Source organism: uncultured Algoriphagus sp. (assembly GCF_963974365.1).
Taxonomy (GTDB): Bacteria; Bacteroidota; Bacteroidia; order Cytophagales; family Cyclobacteriaceae; genus Algoriphagus.
Genome location: NZ_CAXBBX010000007.1, coordinates 190,069 through 208,088 on the forward strand (window position 1 = coordinate 190,069; position 18,020 = coordinate 208,088).

Below are 18,020 nucleotides of genomic sequence, written 5' to 3' on the forward strand. Positions count from 1 at the left end.
CTAACCCAAAATGCTTACACTATTGATTATCCTTTTTGCCTTGGCAATGATTCTACTTGCCATCGTCAAATTCGACATCCATCCATTTCTTGCGCTTTTTTGTGGAGCCATCTTATATGGGCTTCTTTCCGGAATGTCCGGTGAGTTGATCTTAAAATCCATCTCGGAAGGTTTTGGAGGAGTTTTAGGAAGTATAGGATTGCTGATTTTGCTAGGTGTGATGATGGGGACTTTTCTAGAAAAAACCGGGGGAGCTATCGTTATTGCTGAGAAAATTCTCTCGTGGATTGGGGAAAAATCGATCACACTTGCGATGATGATTTCGGGCTACATCTTATCCATACCAGTATTCGGAGATAGTACCTTTATCATGATGAACCCGATAAGCAAATCTCTTTCATTGAAAGGAAAGGTACCTTATGCAGCGACGACCATAGCTTTGGCTCTCGGTGCTACTGCTTCTCACTCGTTGGTTCCTCCTACTCCCGGGCCAATCGCAACTGCCGGAATCTATGAGGCGGATCTTGGAATGATCATTTTCTATGGATTGATTGTGAGTTTAATCGCTTTAATTCCCTCTTACATTTTTGTCAAAAAAGTTGCTTATAAAATTCCGTTGGTGCCAAAAATGGCAGTTAAGACTGAGGAAATTAATAAAAAAGAAAGACCTTCTGCATTTGCATCTTTCCTGCCCATCATCGTTCCTTTGATTTTAATCATCACCGCTTCAATTGCAAAGTATCCTACTAAACCCTTTGGGGAAGGTGGTTTTTACACCTTTATCCAGTTCGCTGGAAGTCCAGTTATTGCCCTGCTTCTGGGATCTTTTATGGCGTTTACCCTTCCAAAGAAATTCGACGCGAAGTTACTTTCCTCTTCTGGCTGGATCGGTGAAGCAATTCTGATCGCAGCGCCTGTGATTCTGATTACGGGCGCAGGAGGAGTATTCGGGAAAATGCTGCAAAACTCAGGAATCGGCGATCTGGTGAGCTCAAGTATGAGTGGAGCAAGCTGGGGAATTTTCCTTCCATTCCTGATTGCCTTTGCGTTAAAGACAGCCCAAGGGTCCTCAACTGTGGCAATGATCACAACTGCTTCGATTATTGCTCCGTTGCTTGGTTCTCTTGGGCTAGACTCTGAAACCATGCGCGTATTTGCAGTTTTGGCCACCGGAGCCGGTGCTATGGCGATTTCCCATGCCAATGACAGTTTCTTCTGGGCTGTAACGCAACTCTCCGGATTATCTATCAAGCAAGGGAATCAAACACATAGCCTAGGTACATTAATTATGTCTGTGACGGCAATAAGCGTCATATACTTGATTACATTGGTAGTAGGCTGATAGACAAAATTTAATGAGATCTACTATCCTTCTTATATCCGCATTTCTTATTTCAAGCTTTTCCCAAGCCCAAATTCTCAAAAAGCCAATCCCAGATAAACTGGTCGTTTTGACTTTTGACGATGCGCCGGCAAGTCAGTATTCGGTAGTCGCACCCTTATTGAAGAAGTATGGATTTGGAGGGACTTTTTTTGTCTGTGAGTTTCAACCTAATTATGCAGACAGCACCTTATATATGAATTGGCGTCAAATTCAGGAAATAGATAGAATGGGCTTTGAAATCGCAAATCATACGCATACCCACGCCAATGTCAGTAAATTATCCCAAGCAGAATTCAATCAGCAACTTGGGTACATAGAACAGAAATGTGACTCACTAGGAGTTCCCACGCCCACCAATTTTGCCTATCCAGGTTATGGATTAAATACTGATGCGCTCGAATATTTGGAAGCAAAAAACTATGTCTTCGCCCGGGCTGGAGGAAGCAGAGCTTACGATCCGTTGAGTGATCATCCCTATTTGATACCTAGTTGGGCAACTGATGAAAAGAACAAAGTGGAGATCATGAAAGCTTTTGAACAAGCCAAAGAAGGAAAGATCGTTGTTCTGACAATTCACGGAGTTCCGGACATCGAGCATTCTTGGGTGAACACTCCACCTGAACTTTTCAAGGAGTATTTGGAATATCTAAAAGAAAATGGATTCACAGTGATTTCTCTAAAGGATTTGGAGGAATATATTGATGTGAAAGAAGCAAAGCGCTTAATCAAGCCGGACTTTTCGAAGAAGCTTAGTAATTAAAACAGCCTACATAAGAAATGGCTTGAATAGAAATAAGAGGTTTCTAGTAAATTCCGTTCAGTAGGAACGAGTGGTTGGTAGCAAGAAAATAGTTTCAACGAGGTTCGTTCCGTCGGAACGACTGGTCAAGAATTGACACCATACGTTCCTACGTAACGAAAAAACCTAACCTTATGACATTTAGATACCGGCCAACTGTCCCCCTGGGACAAAATGCTAATCAGGTCTAACTTTGATTTCGGCTAAATTGCTCATAGTGAAAAAGTTTCGGTCCTGATAGCTATATGGGACCGAAACCTAACAGTAGTCGAATTATAAGATATAACCTTTGCGAACCTTCGTGCACTTTGCGGCTAAAAAAAAATCACGGCCTCCACGAAATTCTCTGCGTACCACGCGGCTAAAAATCAAAAAGGTGATCCGTTTCCAGATCACCTTTTCAAATCAATTTTAAATACTATTCTTAAGCAAGATCGTAACGATCCAGCATCATCACTTTGTCCCAAGCAGCTACGAAATCATTGAGAAACTTCTCATTAGCATCCGAACTAGCATAGAACTCAGACAATGCACGTAGCTCTGAATTGGATCCAAAGATCAAATCAGCACGCGTTCCAACCCATTTCATTTGACCTGTCTTACGATCAGTTCCTAAGAAGGCATGGGCTCCTTTGTCAGCGGCTTTCCAAGTAGTGCCCATGTCTAGGACATTTTTGAAGAAGTCGTTGGTCAAGGCTCCTGGAGTGGAAGTGAACACACCATAGTTTGAACCATCGTAATTCGTTCCGATCACTCGAAGTCCACCCACAAGAACAGTCATTTCTGGTGGAGTAAGCTTCAGCAATTGCGCGCGATCTACGAGCATTTCCTCAGCAGAAGCTTTGTGGGTAGGACGGTAATAATTACGGAAACCGTCTGCCGCTGGCTCCATGGCTGCAAAAGATGCTACGTCAGTTTGAGCCTGAGTGGCATCAGCACGTCCAGGAGTGAATGGAACAGTGATATCACTACCTGCATTTTTAGCAGCTTTTTCTACACCAGCACATCCTGCCAATACAATTAAGTCTGCTAAAGAAATCTGCTTTCCTCCAGCTTGATTGGAGTTGAATTCCTTCTGGATTGCTTCCAATTTATCAATCACCTTACCCAACTGAGCTGGATTATTCACTTCCCAGTATTTCTGTGGGGAAAGTTTGATTCTTGCACCATTGGCACCTCCACGCATATCCGATCCACGGAACGTAGAAGCAGAAGCCCAAGCAGTGGTAACTAACTCAGAAACAGAAAGTCCAGATTCTAATACCTTAGCTTTCAACGATGCAACATCCACATCATTTACCAATTCATGATTGACAGCTGGAATTGGATCTTGCCAGATCAGTTCCTCTGTAGGAACTTCTGGACCCAAGTAGCGTTGAATTGGCCCCATATCCCTGTGTGTTAATTTGAACCAAGCCCTGGAGAATGCATCTGCAAACTCTGCTGGATTCTCGAAGAAACGTCTGGAAATCTTCTCATAAGCTGGATCTTCTTTCAAAGCCAAATCAGTAGTCAACATATTTGGCGCATGTCTCTTAGCCGGATCGTGAGCATCTGGAACTGTGCCAGCTCCGCCATCGCCCTTTGGCTTCCACTGATGTGCGCCAGCTGGGCTTTTGGTCAATTCCCATTCAAAGCCAAATAAATTCTCAAAGAAATTATTGCTCCATTGAGTAGGAGTAGTAGTCCAAGTGACTTCGATACCAGAAGTAATCGTATCTCCAGAATGACCTTTTCCATAGGTATTTTTCCAACCTAAGCCCATCTCTTCAATACCTGCTCCCTCAGGCTCATGCCCAACGAATTCTCCAGGATCTGCGGCACCGTGGGTCTTTCCAAACGTGTGTCCACCTGCAATCAAGGCTACAGTTTCCTCGTCGTTCATAGCCATTCGGCCAAAAGTCTCACGGATATCGTGTGCTGCCCCGATTGGATCAGGTTGTCCTTTTGGGCCTTCTGGATTCACATAGATCAATCCCATGTGAGAAGCTCCGAGTGGATTTTCCAAGTTTCTTTCGCTATCCGAACTTCCTGCATACCTGTCTTGATCCCCGAGCCATTCTCCCTCAGAACCCCAGTAAATATCCTCTTCTGGTTCCCAGACATCCACTCTACCTCCAGCAAAGCCAAATGTTTTCAATCCCATCGTTTCCAAAGAAACATTACCTGCTAGAATCAACAAATCTGCCCAGGAAAGCTTATTGCCATATTTTTGCTTGATCGGCCACAGTAAATAACGCGCCTTATCCAAGTTGGCGTTATCTGGCCAGCTATTAAGTGGAGCAAATCGCTGAGATCCAGATCCTCCTCCACCTCGACCATCAGCGATACGATAGGTACCTGCAGAGTGCCAAGCCATTCTGATAAAAAATGGACCATAGTGCCCGAAATCTGCAGGCCACCAATCCTGTGAATCGGTCATCAGATCAGCAAGATCTTTTTTCACCGCAGCCAAGTCCAACTTCTTGAATTCCTCAGCATAGTTGAAGTTCGGGTCCATAGGGTTAGACTTCGACGAATGCTGTCGAAGTATATTCAGGTTCAATTGATTTGGCCACCAGTCGCGGTTTTTAGTTCCGCCACCAGCAGTCTGATGAATTGCTCCACTCGTAAAAGGGCACTTAGCCGAGCTATCGTTTACATCCCAAACTGGGTCTGTGTAGTCATGTCCGTTTTCTTTGTTATCCATTTTGTTATCCATAGTATTAGGGTTTGTGTTTAATTTTTAACAAGAGCCAATTTAGGCAAAGGTTTGTTTATGTAATAAAAAATTCAATTGATAAAAACTATGATACTTATAGAGTTCACGATATAAGTCTTCAATTTTTATCGAAGTCAGTGGCCAATCAAATTATCAAATATTCTGGAAACAAGCTACTTTTAACGTGATTGAAGAGGCTGTTCAATTTGCGGATTTTGTTGAGTTTTCGCTAAAAGGTAGTATTTTGAAAATGTTAAATCGTTAAAATTCGATAGTTGGTAGTTTTTTAAGTCCTCTTGTCTCAATTCATTTTAAATTCAATCTAATATGGTAACACTGCTCATTATTATTGGAATTGTTTTACTGGTGGGAGTAATTCTCGTTGGCATTTTCAATCGTTTCGTAAAAAACAAAAACACAGTAAAAGATGCCTGGAGTAACATAGATGTCGCGCTAAAACGACGCTATGATCTTATCCCGAATTTGGTCGAAACTGTAAAAGGCTATGCCAGTCATGAAAAAGATACACTGGAAGCGGTAATCCAAGCCCGAAATGCAGCCATGGCAGTGCCCTCCGATGACATCAACAAGCAAATTCAAGCTGAAAACCAACTCCAAAAAACATTGAGAAGCATCTTTGCTTTGAGCGAAGCTTATCCTGACTTGAAAGCCAACACCAACTTTCTGCAGCTACAGGATAAACTCAATGAGATCGAAGAAAACCTGGAGAGATCCAGACGTTATTATAATGGTACAGTCCGTGAGAATAACACCTATGGCGAAAGCTTTCCTGCAGTACTTGTAGCAGGCATGTTTAATTATCAGCATTTTGACTACTTCGAAGCTGAGCCTGATAGCCGCGAAAACGTGAAAGTGAGCTTTGATTAACCAATATTTCTCTCAATCATTCAAGTTGCATTACTTTCTTTGCTCTTCGGGCTGGATGTCGGATGTAGGGTGACCCATGCACGCCAAAATCTAGATTGTAGCTTATTCCTTATGCTATTGGTAATATATTTTCAAAATCGAGCATACACCAAATCATTAATTAGAAATCAACTTTCCTTGCCATTCGCAATGGTTTTTTCACAAGTTCATGAGTACTAGTATGAAACAATTGGCCTTTCTTATTCTCTTATTTTTTGCTCAGCTAGAAGTCTTTTCTCAGGATTTCAGCGTTACCTCCTATTCTGTTAACATCAAAATTCATGAAGAAGGGTACTTCGATGTGGTGGAGAAATATGACCTCAATTTCGAAGTGCCAAAGCATGGGATTTTCAGAGATATTCAGCTGGCTTATGACTTGCAAACTGAAGAAGGCGAGCTGGAAAAACGTCAACTAAAACTCAGTAAAATAGAGGTCCCAGGATATAAATTTGATGCACCTTCAGCATTTGGACAAAAATATTCTGATAACGCCCGGATTAAAATCGGTGATGCAAATGTGAACTTGGAAGGTCCGCAGCAATATGAAATCAGGTATAGAGTAGAGAATGCTTTCCTTTTTGAATCAGAAGCAATTCAGTTCTATTGGAATATCAAGCCGAGTGATTGGTATGCTCCTTTTAATAAAATAGACTTTCAGGTTAACCTGCCTAGTGGAGTTTCTCTTCAGAAAGATGATTATTTCTTGTATTCCGGTACCATTGGATCAAATGTTCCCACAAATGATTTTGAGACCAGCTATGCTAATGGAATTTACTCGGGTAGCAGCAAGGAAGGCATAGTTTCCTCGGGCGGGGAAGCAGTTACAGTTTTGCTGAAATTGCCGTTGGGAAGTATCAAAGAAATCAAGCCTGTTTGGCCGTTTTGGTCAGATTATGGTTGGATTGTCCTATTGACTTTCGTCTATTTAGGATTTCATGCAATATGGAAAAAACATGGCAAAGACGACCATGCCACTACTACAACCAGCTACTATCCGCCTACAGGTATGGATCCTGCTATGGTGGGTTTCTTGATTGATGACTCTGGTGATACTGTTGATCTGATCTCGTTGATTCCATTTTGGGCTTCTCATGGCTATTTGAAAATAGAGGAAATAGACGAAAAGGGTTGGTTTGCAAAGGATGACACTAAACTAACGAAGTTGAAAGATATTGAAGCAAACGCTCCATTATATCAGCGCCAACTATTCAATGGTCTATTTGCCAGCAAAACAGAGGTTCTCGTCAGCAGTCTTAAGGAAAAATTCTACACTACCATGAGTACCGCAAATGGGAGTTTGAAGGATGCCGCCCAACTATATTATATAAATAAATCCCGTAAAATAAAGAATTACACAATTTTCGGATTGATACTTTCGATGCTCATTCTAGTCCCTACTTTCTTGTTTTTCTGGGGAATAATTGCTGCCCTTGTTGCCGGTGTTTCTCACATTTTTTTATTGATCATGAGTCAGTTTTTGATCAAAAAGAACAAAGAGGGAACTATGATTCTGTCTGAGCTCAAAGGCTTCAAGCAGTTCATCAAAGTAGCTGAGAAAAATAAACTCAAAATGCTACTTCAGGAAGATCCCACCTATTTCGAAACTACCATGAGCTACGCCCTAGCTTTTGGGATGTTTGACAAATGGGCAAAGAAATTTGAAGGCTTGAATTTGCAACCACCAACTTGGTATTATTCCTCCACCGGGAGAATGATGACGATGAATCATTTCTCCAAATCATTCAACAATTCCATAAAATCCACTCAATCTACTATGGTCAGTTCCCCATCTAGCTCTGGAGGTTCTGGTGGTGGTGGCTCATCTGGAGGTGGCTTCGGCGGCGGCGGTGGCGGAAGCTGGTAATCAACTCATATAATGAAAAACAGTGTATTTATAGCCACTAGTCTGGATGGCTTCATCGCAGGAAAAAATGATGAGCTGGATTGGCTATCTACTTTTCCAGAAATTGACCATATCGATATCGGGTTCAATGAATTCACCGCTGGAATCGATGCCCTACTTATGGGAAGAAATACCTTTGAAGTTGTTGCTGCATTTGAAGGAGAATGGTTTTACAAAAAGCCTGTATTTGTTTGGAGCAATTCATTGACAGTGATACCAGAGAAGCTGAAGGATAAGGCATTTCTAGTTAAAGGAAACATCATGGAAGTTCTTGCAGAAATTCATGGCAAAGGCTTTCACAACCTTTACATTGATGGAGGAAAAACCATTCAGAGTTTTCTGAAAGAAGATCTAATTGACGAAATGATCATTACGACAATCCCAGTGTTATTAGGGTCGGGTATTCCTCTATTTGCAGATTTTCCAAAACAATTGGTATTTGAATGCATCAAATCAACCCGTTTTTTAGATAAGGTCGTTCAAAACCATTTCCTCAGATCCAGATAAATTTACCTCGCCGTCCAGCCTCCATCCACAGTCAGCATAGAACCCACCATAAAAGTTCCGGCATCTGAAGCCAGATAAATCGCTGCTCCTTGGATCTCTTCCAATCTCCCCCATCTGCCAAGTGCAGTAGCACCCACGACAAACTTCTTCCCTTCTTCAGTATCAGCAATCGGCAAGTTCATTTCTGTCAAAAATGGGCCAGGACAGATTGCGTTCACTGTAATATTAAATGGAGCGAACTCCAGTCCAAGTGCCCGGGTCATCTGAACGACTGCCCCTTTGCTCGAAGCGTAAGGCGTTCTATTCGATAGCCCAACCAATCCTAGCGTACTCGCCAAATTGATAATGCTTCCTTTCCCCGCTTCTTTCATGTAAGGAGTTACCGCTTTGCAGCAAAGCCAAGTTCCGGTCACATTGATATCCATTACTTTGCTAAATTCCTCCAACTGCAATTCATCGATTGCTCCCCGGATGTTTATTCCAGCAGAGTTGATTAAAACATCTATCCTTCCAAAAGCTTCGAAAGCTGCTTTTGCCATGGCTTCTGTTTGGTCTTTATTCACAACATCCGCTTCAAAGGCAATAGCTTTCACTCCATAAAGTTCGGTTATTCTACGAGCCGATTCCTCGCCTTCATTTAAATTTCTACTGACGAGCATCACATTTGCACCAGCAGATGCAAGACCTTCGGCCATCGCTAAGCCAAGTCCTTTGGAGCCACCTGTTATGATAGCTGCTTTTCCACTTAGGTCAAAAAGTTTGATTCCGGGTAACCTACTGCTATTTGATTCTTGAGTCATGTTTTTTTGGATTAATTGATTATCGGGGTCATTTTCTAATTTATTTCACACTTTTCACCTTTGACTTCATACCACTTACAAATTTTACTTTTCACATTTTCCAAAAATACTCACCCCAATCCCAGGGAACTTCGGCTATACTGCAGACATGCTAACACATTCTTCTCTTCATAAGCCAATTGCTCTTCCTTACTCAGACCTGTTACCTGAGGGAGCTCACCTTTGAATTGATTTTCTTCCATCAATCGCTCCATCCGGTACACATCCAATCCTGACAAATGATCGAATGTAGCCCAATAGCTATCTTTCATCACAGGAATTTCTAGGGGATCGCGCGTGATCATCTCCAAACTAAAGTTGATCTGCGGATTATGTTTCTTACAAAGTTCTACAGCTGATTTCAAATCAACAATTCCTTCACCTAACGGAACTTCGGAAAGCAAAAATCCATCATGGTAGTTTTTTATACCCATATCCTTTACATGCGTAGAAAAGGCTAATGGGGCTAAAGTCTGTATCACATCCTCTGGTGTTTCCATAAATGAAACGTTATTCCCAAAATCCAAAGTCACTCCCACCCATTCACTTCCGAGGTTGTTTATAATCCAAGCAAGCTCCTTAGAGGTCCAGTCCTTATGGTTTTCTACTGCCAACTTCATTTTATGCTTTCTCACAATAGGCTCAGCTAGCTCAATTGATTCTATCGCTGTTGTTCGAAAAGTCTCGTATTCACTTTTCGTCTTGAAGATCACATAGCGTCTTCCGCTCAGGCAGGCAGTACGCAAAACCGAAGCTCCAGCCTCCTTTGCTGCCAGAACTTCTGCTTCAAACTTAGCAACCTCATTCTTCGACTTTGGTAAACCAATGCTTCCTTCCAGATACAAACCCGTTTTTTCACGAACATCCCGAACTTTCTTCGCAAAATCCGTAGCCCAACCATTCACTACCGTCTGAACTCCCCCAGCTCCGATTTCCTTACAATGCTCCATCAGACTCAGCGCATTTTCAAAGCCTGGGTATTTCTCACTAGGTGAATCAGAATGCCATCTTGCAGCATAAGAATGAACGACTATTCCCATCGGAACTCCTTCGAGATAACTCGGAAGTTTTGGGAAAGGAAATGACATGGCAAGAACTCCAAGACCGGCTTTTTTCAGAAAATCTCTCCTATCATTTTCTTGCCTAGCGGACAAGGGGTGGAAGGGTAAAGTAAACATGGCATAATCGGTTATTGTGGATCTTCCTTAGGCAAGGATTCTATATATTCATTTAGCTCAGTAGCTTTCCAAGGATATACTCTTCCTTGGGTGGTCATCCGAGTTTTACTAACAGTACGGCCTGAGATCGGTGCGGCTTGATTACCCCACTCATTCCTAATATAAGTCAAAATCGCAGCAATACTTCCATCATCCATAGTCGAATGTGCTGGCATTACAGGCAAAATATCCGGTGAATCATACGTCTTTCCCGCTACCTCAATTGCTCCCTCCAGCCCATGCAGTAGTATCATTGCCAATCTTCTCTCATCGCCGAGTACCCATTCCGAATTTGCCAACGGTGGTCCCATTCGAGTCGCACCAGCACCATTTGAACCATGACAACCTGCACAAGTCACCAAAAACTTTTGACGTCCATCAGCAAATTGCTTAAGCGCTTTCTCATCCAACTGATTGGCAACAAGCTTCACTTCTGAAGGAGAATAGCCAGGCCAAGCAAACATTCGCTTCAGCATTTCCACTCGATTATCATCGATAGGAAGATCAGTTCTTTGGAAAAGTGCTGGCTCTGAAGACAGAAGAATAGGCTCCCTATCTTTTAGGTTTGCTGCTTGAATAGACATTCCTGAGATCAGAATATTTTCCTTCCAACCCAGCTCTTTAGCATCTGCCATTTTCAATAGGCCATTTACCTCAGCAGATTTTCCATTTTTCAACACTGAAGTAGCAAGAGTCTCCAAAAAGATCTCCTTGATTTGATCTTGATTTTTCCAATCAGAAGAGGCCCAGAGCTTTTGCAAGAAATCGTATTCCCTCCCTCTCAAGCTACTCATCATGGCATCACGCATCAGTGGATCTTCTCCATAGTTTGAGAAAATAGCTGCAAGTACTTTTTCAACATCAGCTGCAGACAGCACATAGCTACTCAAGGCAAGTTGCAGTGCTTCTTTTCTATCCGATTTTTCCACTGCATTTTCCATCGCTGCTCCCAATTTGGATCGGATTTGCGAAGATTCTTGAGAAAATGGCTCCAATAACCTTAATGCTGTATTTTGAACTAACCCCTGAGAATCTGAAAAGACCTTAAGTAAGAGATCTGCTGATAGTAAATCCAATCCTTCCAGTGTCCATAGGGCATGAAATCTTCCAAACTCGCCAATTTCACGATTCAATGCTAGAGCAATCAATGGGTCTTTAACAGTCATATCTTTTCGCTCCACCAAGAGTCGCTGTGCCATATCTCTGTACCAGCCATCTTTATCAGAGAGAAAATCTATTAATTCTTCATTGCTTGCTTGCGAGAGCTTTGGCGTCGCTCGGGTAGTTCCCCCTTTAGGAATAATTCTCCAAATTCTACCTAGGTGTACTGGTGTCAACAATCCCCTGCCTATCGTTTGGGCACTAAGGTAAGGAGTGAGATATTCCCCATGCTGGATCAATCCACGATACATATCTGCTACATATAAAGCTCCATCTGGGCCAGTTGCAAAACTTGATGGCCGAAATCGCTCATCCGTAGATGCTAAAAATTCTTTCCCCGGATTAGGATCATTTCCAATGATGATATTTCCGTCCTCTGAAATCACATTTCGCTTAATTAAATTACCCGCTGGCTCAGCCACAAAGGCATTTCCATAATATTCTTGCGGAAAAAGTGTACTTCTGAATACATAGGGCGCGCAGGCAGCCGTAAATTCCATCAATTTCTGATTATCATCCAGTACCCCTGGAATATAGCCCCTGTTTACAGCAGGGGTACGGCGAATTGGATAGACCCTCCGATCCTGAGCTACTCCATGATCAATTCCCGTCGTAGGGTTATGATTGGGATTTCTACGTAAATAATTGGGAGAAACTAAATCAGCGTGAAGTTGAGACCAGTTATAATTGTAGAATAATCTTCCTTGATCATCTTGGCTGATTCCCCATTGACCACGGAATTCTGTGGAGTCTCTAATCCATTCTCCTCCTTGATATTTATAACGTAAGCTTGATTTGGCATTATAATACCAATTATCCACGTTTCTTAACAATCCATTATCAGAATGCTCAGGATTTCCAGATGATGCATACGTGGAATCCAGCAGGACTTTTGTATCAGCTTTGAGGTCACCATCCAGATCTTTCGTGACCCAAAGTGCAAGGTTTTCAGCTACCAAAACACCATCTGCGAAAAAGCCAAGTGCTCGAGGCATGATCAAACTATCCAGGTAGATGGTACTTTTATCCATTCTGCCATCACCATCTTCATCCTCCAACACAGAGATTCTCCCTAAAGGTTTGTCTTCCTCGGATCCTAGCGTATCAGTCATAAAACCCCGCATCTCAATTACCCACAGCCGGGCATCCTCATCAAACGTTATGAAAACAGGATCCTCCACCATGGGTTCGGCTGCAACAAGCTGAATTTGAAATCCAGCTTCCAACTGAAAACTTTCTAATTCTTCTTGAGCTGATTGTGCCGGAGAAGGGTTTGAGGGATCTTCTTGTACAGATTTCGAACAAGAAAACGTGGTAATTGCTATCAAAAAACAAGAAGCAATACGAATAATCGACATACTACAATTCGGTATTTTGGGTTTGAGCTAAGCCCTTTTTAGTTGCAAACCTTCATCATTATGGTCAGCGATTAAAAGACAGTTTACAATTTGAAACATATTACACTCTTACACAAGAAAGAATTTAACCAACTGCTAGATTATTCTATTTCAAGCAACTGGAAAAATAACGCACATATTGAGTACCTTCATTTCCTACGCCTAAACCCTCCGTCATGAAGAAAAATATACTTTTGGTGGCTCTTTTATTTCTTTTTTCATTTTATGTAGTGAAAAAGGAAGTTTTGGACAAAAAATCCCCTACTTCTGTAACACTAATCCAGTCCGAGCTTTCTTGGAATGGAGACTCCTTACCAAATTACCCAATTTCAAAGCCTGAAATTTCCATTCTAAAAATCACCATTCCAGCCCATTCCGAACTACCGCTTCATTATCATCCTGTGATCAATGCTGGCGTGTTACTCAAAGGAGAGCTTTTTGTAATCGATGAAGACGGAAATGAGCTCACGCTAAAAGCTGGTGACCCCATCGTAGAAGTGGTGAATAAAAAACATTTGGGGAGGAACTTGGGAGATGAAGATGCTGAAATAATTGTCTTCTATGCTGGCAGCAGAGGGATGAAGATTACCGAAAAAGTACAATAGTCGTTTCCAAGCCTTAACTTTGTGCAAAATACAATTCCATGAACTTTTCAGAATTAGGACTATCCAAGCAACTACTTGAAGCTATCGCAAAAGCTAATTATGATAGCCCATATCCTATACAGGTGCAGGCTATTCCTGCTATTCTTCAACAAAAGGATGTGTTTGGCATTGCCCCAACAGGTTCTGGAAAGACAGCTTCTTACATCCTTCCAATTCTGCAAAGACTTCAGGATAAAGCTGAGAATAAAGGGCGTATGATTCCAGTTTTGGTATTGGTCCCGACGCGAGAACTAGCCAGTCAAGTCGCTGAGGTAACTGAGAATTTTGCTCGCTTTTTGAATAGAAAAGTAAAGGCCTTGGCTGTTTTCGGTGGAGTCTCTATCAATCCGCAGATGATGAAAATCTACGGAACTGATATTTTAGTCGCTACACCTGGCCGCTTGCTGGATTTGCTTTCTAAAAACTCCCTAAATCTGAATCAAGTAGAAGTTCTTGTAGTAGATGAAGCAGATAAGGTTTTGAACATGGGATTCAAAGAGGAAGTAGATCAGATCTTGGAGCGACTTCCCAAAAAGCGTCAAAACATCCTTTTCTCAGCCACCAGCGAAGAGTCTGTGGACGAGTTGACTAAAGAATTGCTGGATGAACCTATCAGGATCTCTGCAGAGCCAGACACAGTTTCTCCAGACCTGATTAATCAATATGCCTATCGTGTTCCGATGGAACAAAAAGGACCATTTTTGAGATATTTATTGAGCACGGGTAACTGGTCCCAGATTCTGGTTTTTGCCTCATCCATCAGAGCAGCGAATAATATTGTCACCAAGCTTTCTAAAAATGGGATAGACGCTTTGGCATTTCATGGCGACAAAAGTCAAGGTGCCAGAACCGAAGCTTTGCATCGATTCAAAACCGGAAAAACACGTGTGCTGGTAGCTACTGATCTGGCAGCTAGAGGAATTGACATCAAATTTTTACCCTTGGTAATCAACTATGAATTACCAAGATCTCCGAAAGATTATGTGCATAGAATCGGCAGGACTGGCCGTGCTGGAGCAGCCGGAGAAGCGATTTCGTTGATTGCTGAAGAGGATTTGCATCACTTCAAAATCATTCAGAAGAAGATGAAAAAACATGTACAGTTGAGGAGTATAGATGAAATTGAGTTTTGAGGAATTTCATTATCTGCGATCACGCCAATAGATCTATTTACTTTGTTTACATGGCTGGAAGTCCGAAGACCTCTGCCTTACGGTAGGCAGAAGTGATCAAAGTTACCTCACTCAAAGTGTACCACACATAAAATCGCTTTTACTGCTAAACAAATGCAATAGCAGGTGTAACTATTGAAAAAATCTATTCTTCGGCATTTTTTGATAAACCCAAAATCTTAAAAATTAATCCTACTAATTTTCATTACAGGCAACTCTTCCTTATCAAATCACCAATAGATTTAATTTCTATCTAATTATATGCTAATAAATTAACCTGATATTTACGAACTCAATAACAAATGAGTCTGTTTACCCAAAATAGTTACTAGTTAAGATCAAAATATTTTTAGGGTGGAAAAGAAATACAGCAAAACGGAATACTTCAAAATTGTACTGGTACTAGGTGCGTTGTGTACGATATCTCCTTTTTCTATAGATATGTATCTCCCGGGATTCCCTGAGATGTCGGAGACGTTGAATACGCCTATTTCGAATATTCAATTATCCTTGACTGCCTATCTTGTAGGAATCGCTATAGGCCAGCTGTTTTATGGCCCTTTACTGGATAAATACGGACGAAAAAAACCTCTTTATGCAGGTTTAGCTATTTATATCTTAGCATCAATAGGCTGTGCATTGTCTCAATCTGTTGAAAACCTGATTTTCATGCGCTTCCTTCAGGCTGTAGGAGGCTGTGCCGGAATGGTATCAGCTCAAGCAATCGTGCGCGATATTTTTCCGGTAAAGAAAATTGCACAAGCAATGTCTTTGCTTGTTTTGGTGATCGCAGTTTCTCCGATGATCGCTCCCACTTTGGGTGGATTTGTAACTGCAGCGTATGATTGGCATTGGGTTTTCATTATTCTTGCGGCTTTGACGGCTATCATTTGGATTGCTACTGTAGTGGTGCTTCCAGCGGGTGCACTTCCCGACAAGGAAGTTTCCTTAAAACCTAAGCAGGTTTGGAAAAGCTACCTGAAGGTTCTTGGCAATCGTCAATTTCTGGTGTATATGCTGGCAGGAGGGATTGCAGGTGCTGCTCCGTTTGCTTACATCGCCAGTTCTGCTGATGTATTTATGAATCTTTATGGCTTCAGCGAGCATCAATTTGGCTGGCTATTCGCACTATTGGCCTTTGCTATGATTGGTTCCACTCAATTAAACCACATCTTATTGAAGAAATTTTCATCCCAGCAAATCATAAATTTCTCCTTGCATTATCAAAGTTTCACAGGCTTAGCATTAATCACGGGCGTGTTTTTCAATTTGCTGAATGTTTATAGTTTGATTGGGTTGATGTTTATTTTCCTTACAGCGCATGGATTGAATGGGCCAAATACAACTGCGCTTGCTATGGCACCATTTTCAAAAAATGCAGGTTCGGCTTCCGCTATGTTGGGCAGCATGCGCATGGCAATTGGAGGAATAGTCACTGCGATTGTCAGTTTATTCCACGCTACCTCAGCATTCCCGATGGTAGTTGGAATGGCAATTTGTGCTTTTGTTGGATTTGTGGTATTAAAGATGGATCAGACCCTACCCGGTACCATCAGTCGTCAAAAAAATAAGGAAGCATTCGCTTCTTAATCCTATTCCCTATTCGACCAAAAGCTGGAGTTCGAAATGAATTCCGGCTTTTTTTGCTTCCTAAATTATCATCGGAGAGCGCGGAGTTTGGCGTGCAGATCCGCAGAGTCAAATATATCCTATTCTTTTCGTTCAAGATCAGTCTTAGATCTAAATCATTGCATTCTTCAGACTGCCGCAGATAAAATAGTTCGGATATAATTTATCCATCTTAAAGCATTCTGCCATGAAGACTTTGCTAAAAGCATCTCGGTAAGAATTCCCGCTAATCTTTTCCCATAATTGCCTTCACCAAATCAGGATAAATCTGTGCCCCTGAATTCCTGTCAAATAGTGAGGAACCATAGTCACCCCCATGTCCATTATCCCAATAAAAAGGCACCAATCCATGATCTACAGCACTTCCTGTGATGTACTTCAAAAAATACGCACGATAGATGTCATTTTCTTCAGCCTTTTTATCCGTAGCGCAATATTCCCCCAGCATTACCGCAACTCCCTTATCAATAAATTTTGACTTCATTTTCTGAAACTGCGCATCCGCATGCGCTTCATCTCCCCAATTTGCTTTCTTGGAAGGGTCAGTCGCGTTCGATCCCCATTGGGTAATAATTTCATCCTCACGCAAAGCGAACTCATAAGGATCATAATAATGCACTTCCACCATCAACCGATCTGCTGTATCATCTTCCGGCATTTCAAAAAAACTCACGCCATGATCAATGTTTGTATTGAATGTCTGAACGACGAGATTTCTATATGCATTTCTACCACCAGTAGATCGCACGGCATCCACGAACGTCTGGTTGAATGAATTCTGAACTTGGTAATATTCAGGTTTCGGCGTACCATAATCACCATCTACCAAGACTTCGTTAGTCCCTGCAAAAAGGAGATGATCATCATGATCTCTGAAATTTAGGGCTATCTGAATCCACATTTTCTCCAATCTATCATTCACATAGTCTTGCTGCGCAAAAGTTGGCTGCATCCAGCCTTCATCCCAGTGAATATTCATCAAAGCATACATGTCATTGTCTATCACATAATCCACCACTTCGGCGACTCTTGCCATCCATACAGGATCTATTTCGTACGTTTCAGCATTGGTGAATTTGCTCCACGCAACTGGGATTCTTACAGAATTAAATCCAGCAGCCTTGATGGCATCGATAAGTGCTTTGGTAGTTTTCGGGTTTCCCCAGGCAGTTTCTCCTCCGATTGCTTCGAGGGAATTCCCAAGATTCCATCCAATACCCATTTCTGCTGCCAACTCAAGACTGGAAATTTCACGCATACCTGTATTATCTGAAGGGATGTAATAATCTGGAAATTGAAGTTCACTCGCCTCCTGTGTAATTTTAATCGGCTGGATGATGGTTCCGGATCTTACATTTATGACAGAAGTTCGGAGTTCTTCCGTGGAGTTTAAAGCTACTTTTACGGAGATCTGAGCATTTCCAGACCCTTGGCTTGGGCTCACAGTAATCCACGACACATCGTTATCCACCTGCCACTGTTGATTGCTTGTCACAGCCAGACTCAAGGTTTCTTCGGCAGATCCGAACTTTAGCTCGTTGGAAGAAACCAGAAAAGATACCGGTTCTTCCTTTTCCCCACAGGAGAAAAAAATCAGAGTAAAAACTAGCACTGGTGCCAAAAATCTAAATAGGTTATTCATAGGGTTCGCGTTTACTGTTCCAAAAGTATTCAATCCGCGCTTCCCAAAAGGGATGTAAATGTTAGGTAAAGGGGATTCATTTGTTGCCTGGCTTGGCA

Annotated in this window: 13 protein-coding genes; 8 read left to right on the top strand and 5 right to left on the bottom strand. The window is 41.9% G+C overall.

Going from position 1 to position 18,020, the window contains the following annotated elements:
• The first annotated feature begins 10 nt into the window (after positions 1-10).
• Together AACZ87_RS11320 and AACZ87_RS11325 are read left to right on the top strand one after the other, a co-directional pair.
• Complete coding sequence (locus tag AACZ87_RS11320; RefSeq protein WP_339867232.1) at positions 11-1,342, top strand: GntP family permease; 1,332 nt, start codon at positions 11-13, stop codon at positions 1,340-1,342.
• 13 nt (positions 1,343-1,355) lie between these two features.
• On the top strand, positions 1,356-2,144 hold the full coding sequence (locus AACZ87_RS11325; protein WP_339867234.1) for a polysaccharide deacetylase family protein: 789 nt from the start codon (positions 1,356-1,358) through the stop codon (positions 2,142-2,144).
• 463 nt (positions 2,145-2,607) lie between these two features.
• On the opposite strand, the gene katG is transcribed toward AACZ87_RS11325, so the two are convergent.
• Positions 2,608-4,872 carry a catalase/peroxidase HPI gene (katG, locus tag AACZ87_RS11330; protein WP_339867336.1) on the bottom strand — a complete coding sequence of 755 codons (2,265 nt, stop codon included), beginning with the start codon at positions 4,870-4,872 and terminating at the stop codon, positions 2,608-2,610.
• A gap of 339 nt (positions 4,873-5,211) precedes the next feature.
• On the opposite strand from katG, the gene AACZ87_RS11335 reads away from it, so the two are divergent.
• From AACZ87_RS11335 to AACZ87_RS11345, 3 genes are all read left to right on the top strand, one after another.
• Complete coding sequence (locus tag AACZ87_RS11335) at positions 5,212-5,772, top strand: LemA family protein (protein WP_339867235.1); 561 nt, start codon at positions 5,212-5,214, stop codon at positions 5,770-5,772.
• A gap of 208 nt (positions 5,773-5,980) precedes the next feature.
• Complete coding sequence (locus tag AACZ87_RS11340) at positions 5,981-7,675, top strand: DUF2207 domain-containing protein (protein ID WP_339867236.1); 1,695 nt, start codon at positions 5,981-5,983, stop codon at positions 7,673-7,675.
• A gap of 12 nt (positions 7,676-7,687) precedes the next feature.
• Positions 7,688-8,221 (top strand): dihydrofolate reductase family protein, encoded by a 534-nt coding sequence (locus tag AACZ87_RS11345; protein ID WP_339867238.1) that lies wholly within the window; start codon positions 7,688-7,690, stop codon positions 8,219-8,221.
• A gap of 2 nt (positions 8,222-8,223) precedes the next feature.
• Here AACZ87_RS11345 and AACZ87_RS11350 read toward each other — a convergent pair whose 3' ends face one another.
• From AACZ87_RS11350 to AACZ87_RS11360, 3 genes are all read right to left on the bottom strand, one after another.
• Positions 8,224-9,021, bottom strand: coding sequence for a glucose 1-dehydrogenase (locus AACZ87_RS11350; RefSeq protein WP_339867239.1), 798 nt, complete (start codon positions 9,019-9,021; stop codon positions 8,224-8,226).
• Positions 9,022-9,131: 110 nt separating this feature from the next.
• Complete coding sequence (locus tag AACZ87_RS11355) at positions 9,132-10,238, bottom strand: TIM barrel protein (RefSeq protein ID WP_339867241.1); 1,107 nt, start codon at positions 10,236-10,238, stop codon at positions 9,132-9,134.
• Between the two features lie 11 nt (positions 10,239-10,249).
• Positions 10,250-12,796, bottom strand: coding sequence for a c-type cytochrome (locus tag AACZ87_RS11360; protein WP_339867243.1), 2,547 nt, complete (start codon positions 12,794-12,796; stop codon positions 10,250-10,252).
• Positions 12,797-13,011: 215 nt separating this feature from the next.
• On the opposite strand from AACZ87_RS11360, the gene AACZ87_RS11365 reads away from it, so the two are divergent.
• The 3 genes from AACZ87_RS11365 to AACZ87_RS11375 all read left to right on the top strand — a co-directional run bounded on the left by AACZ87_RS11365 (position 13,012) and on the right by AACZ87_RS11375 (position 16,241).
• Entirely contained in the window at positions 13,012-13,440 is a 429-nt protein-coding gene (locus AACZ87_RS11365; protein ID WP_339867245.1) for a cupin domain-containing protein, read from the top strand.
• A 38-nt stretch (positions 13,441-13,478) separates the two neighbouring features.
• Positions 13,479-14,612, top strand: coding sequence for a DEAD/DEAH box helicase (locus tag AACZ87_RS11370; protein WP_339867246.1), 1,134 nt, complete (start codon positions 13,479-13,481; stop codon positions 14,610-14,612).
• 393 nt (positions 14,613-15,005) lie between these two features.
• Positions 15,006-16,241, top strand: coding sequence for a multidrug effflux MFS transporter (locus AACZ87_RS11375; protein WP_339867248.1), 1,236 nt, complete (start codon positions 15,006-15,008; stop codon positions 16,239-16,241).
• Between the two features lie 265 nt (positions 16,242-16,506).
• Here the strand turns inward: AACZ87_RS11375 and AACZ87_RS11380 are convergent, their stop codons facing one another.
• Entirely contained in the window at positions 16,507-17,922 is a 1,416-nt protein-coding gene (locus AACZ87_RS11380; protein ID WP_339867249.1) for a cellulase family glycosylhydrolase, read from the bottom strand.
• Positions 17,923-18,020 lie beyond the last annotated feature (98 nt).

Coding starts and splice junctions, on each gene's coding strand:
- AACZ87_RS11325 (WP_339867234.1), top strand. CDS start 1,356: ATGAGATCTACTATCCTTCTTATATCCGCATTTCTTATTTCAAGCTTT.
- AACZ87_RS11360 (WP_339867243.1), bottom strand. CDS start 12,796: ATGTCGATTATTCGTATTGCTTCTTGTTTTTTGATAGCAATTACCACG.
- AACZ87_RS11335 (WP_339867235.1), top strand. CDS start 5,212: ATGGTAACACTGCTCATTATTATTGGAATTGTTTTACTGGTGGGAGTA.
- katG (WP_339867336.1), bottom strand. CDS start 4,872: ATGGATAACAAAGAAAACGGACATGACTACACAGACCCAGTTTGGGAT.
- AACZ87_RS11350 (WP_339867239.1), bottom strand. CDS start 9,021: ATGACTCAAGAATCAAATAGCAGTAGGTTACCCGGAATCAAACTTTTT.
- AACZ87_RS11380 (WP_339867249.1), bottom strand. CDS start 17,922: ATGAATAACCTATTTAGATTTTTGGCACCAGTGCTAGTTTTTACTCTG.
- AACZ87_RS11370 (WP_339867246.1), top strand. CDS start 13,479: ATGAACTTTTCAGAATTAGGACTATCCAAGCAACTACTTGAAGCTATC.
- AACZ87_RS11320 (WP_339867232.1), top strand. CDS start 11: ATGCTTACACTATTGATTATCCTTTTTGCCTTGGCAATGATTCTACTT.
- AACZ87_RS11345 (WP_339867238.1), top strand. CDS start 7,688: ATGAAAAACAGTGTATTTATAGCCACTAGTCTGGATGGCTTCATCGCA.
- AACZ87_RS11355 (WP_339867241.1), bottom strand. CDS start 10,238: ATGTTTACTTTACCCTTCCACCCCTTGTCCGCTAGGCAAGAAAATGAT.
- AACZ87_RS11365 (WP_339867245.1), top strand. CDS start 13,012: ATGAAGAAAAATATACTTTTGGTGGCTCTTTTATTTCTTTTTTCATTT.
- AACZ87_RS11340 (WP_339867236.1), top strand. CDS start 5,981: ATGAGTACTAGTATGAAACAATTGGCCTTTCTTATTCTCTTATTTTTT.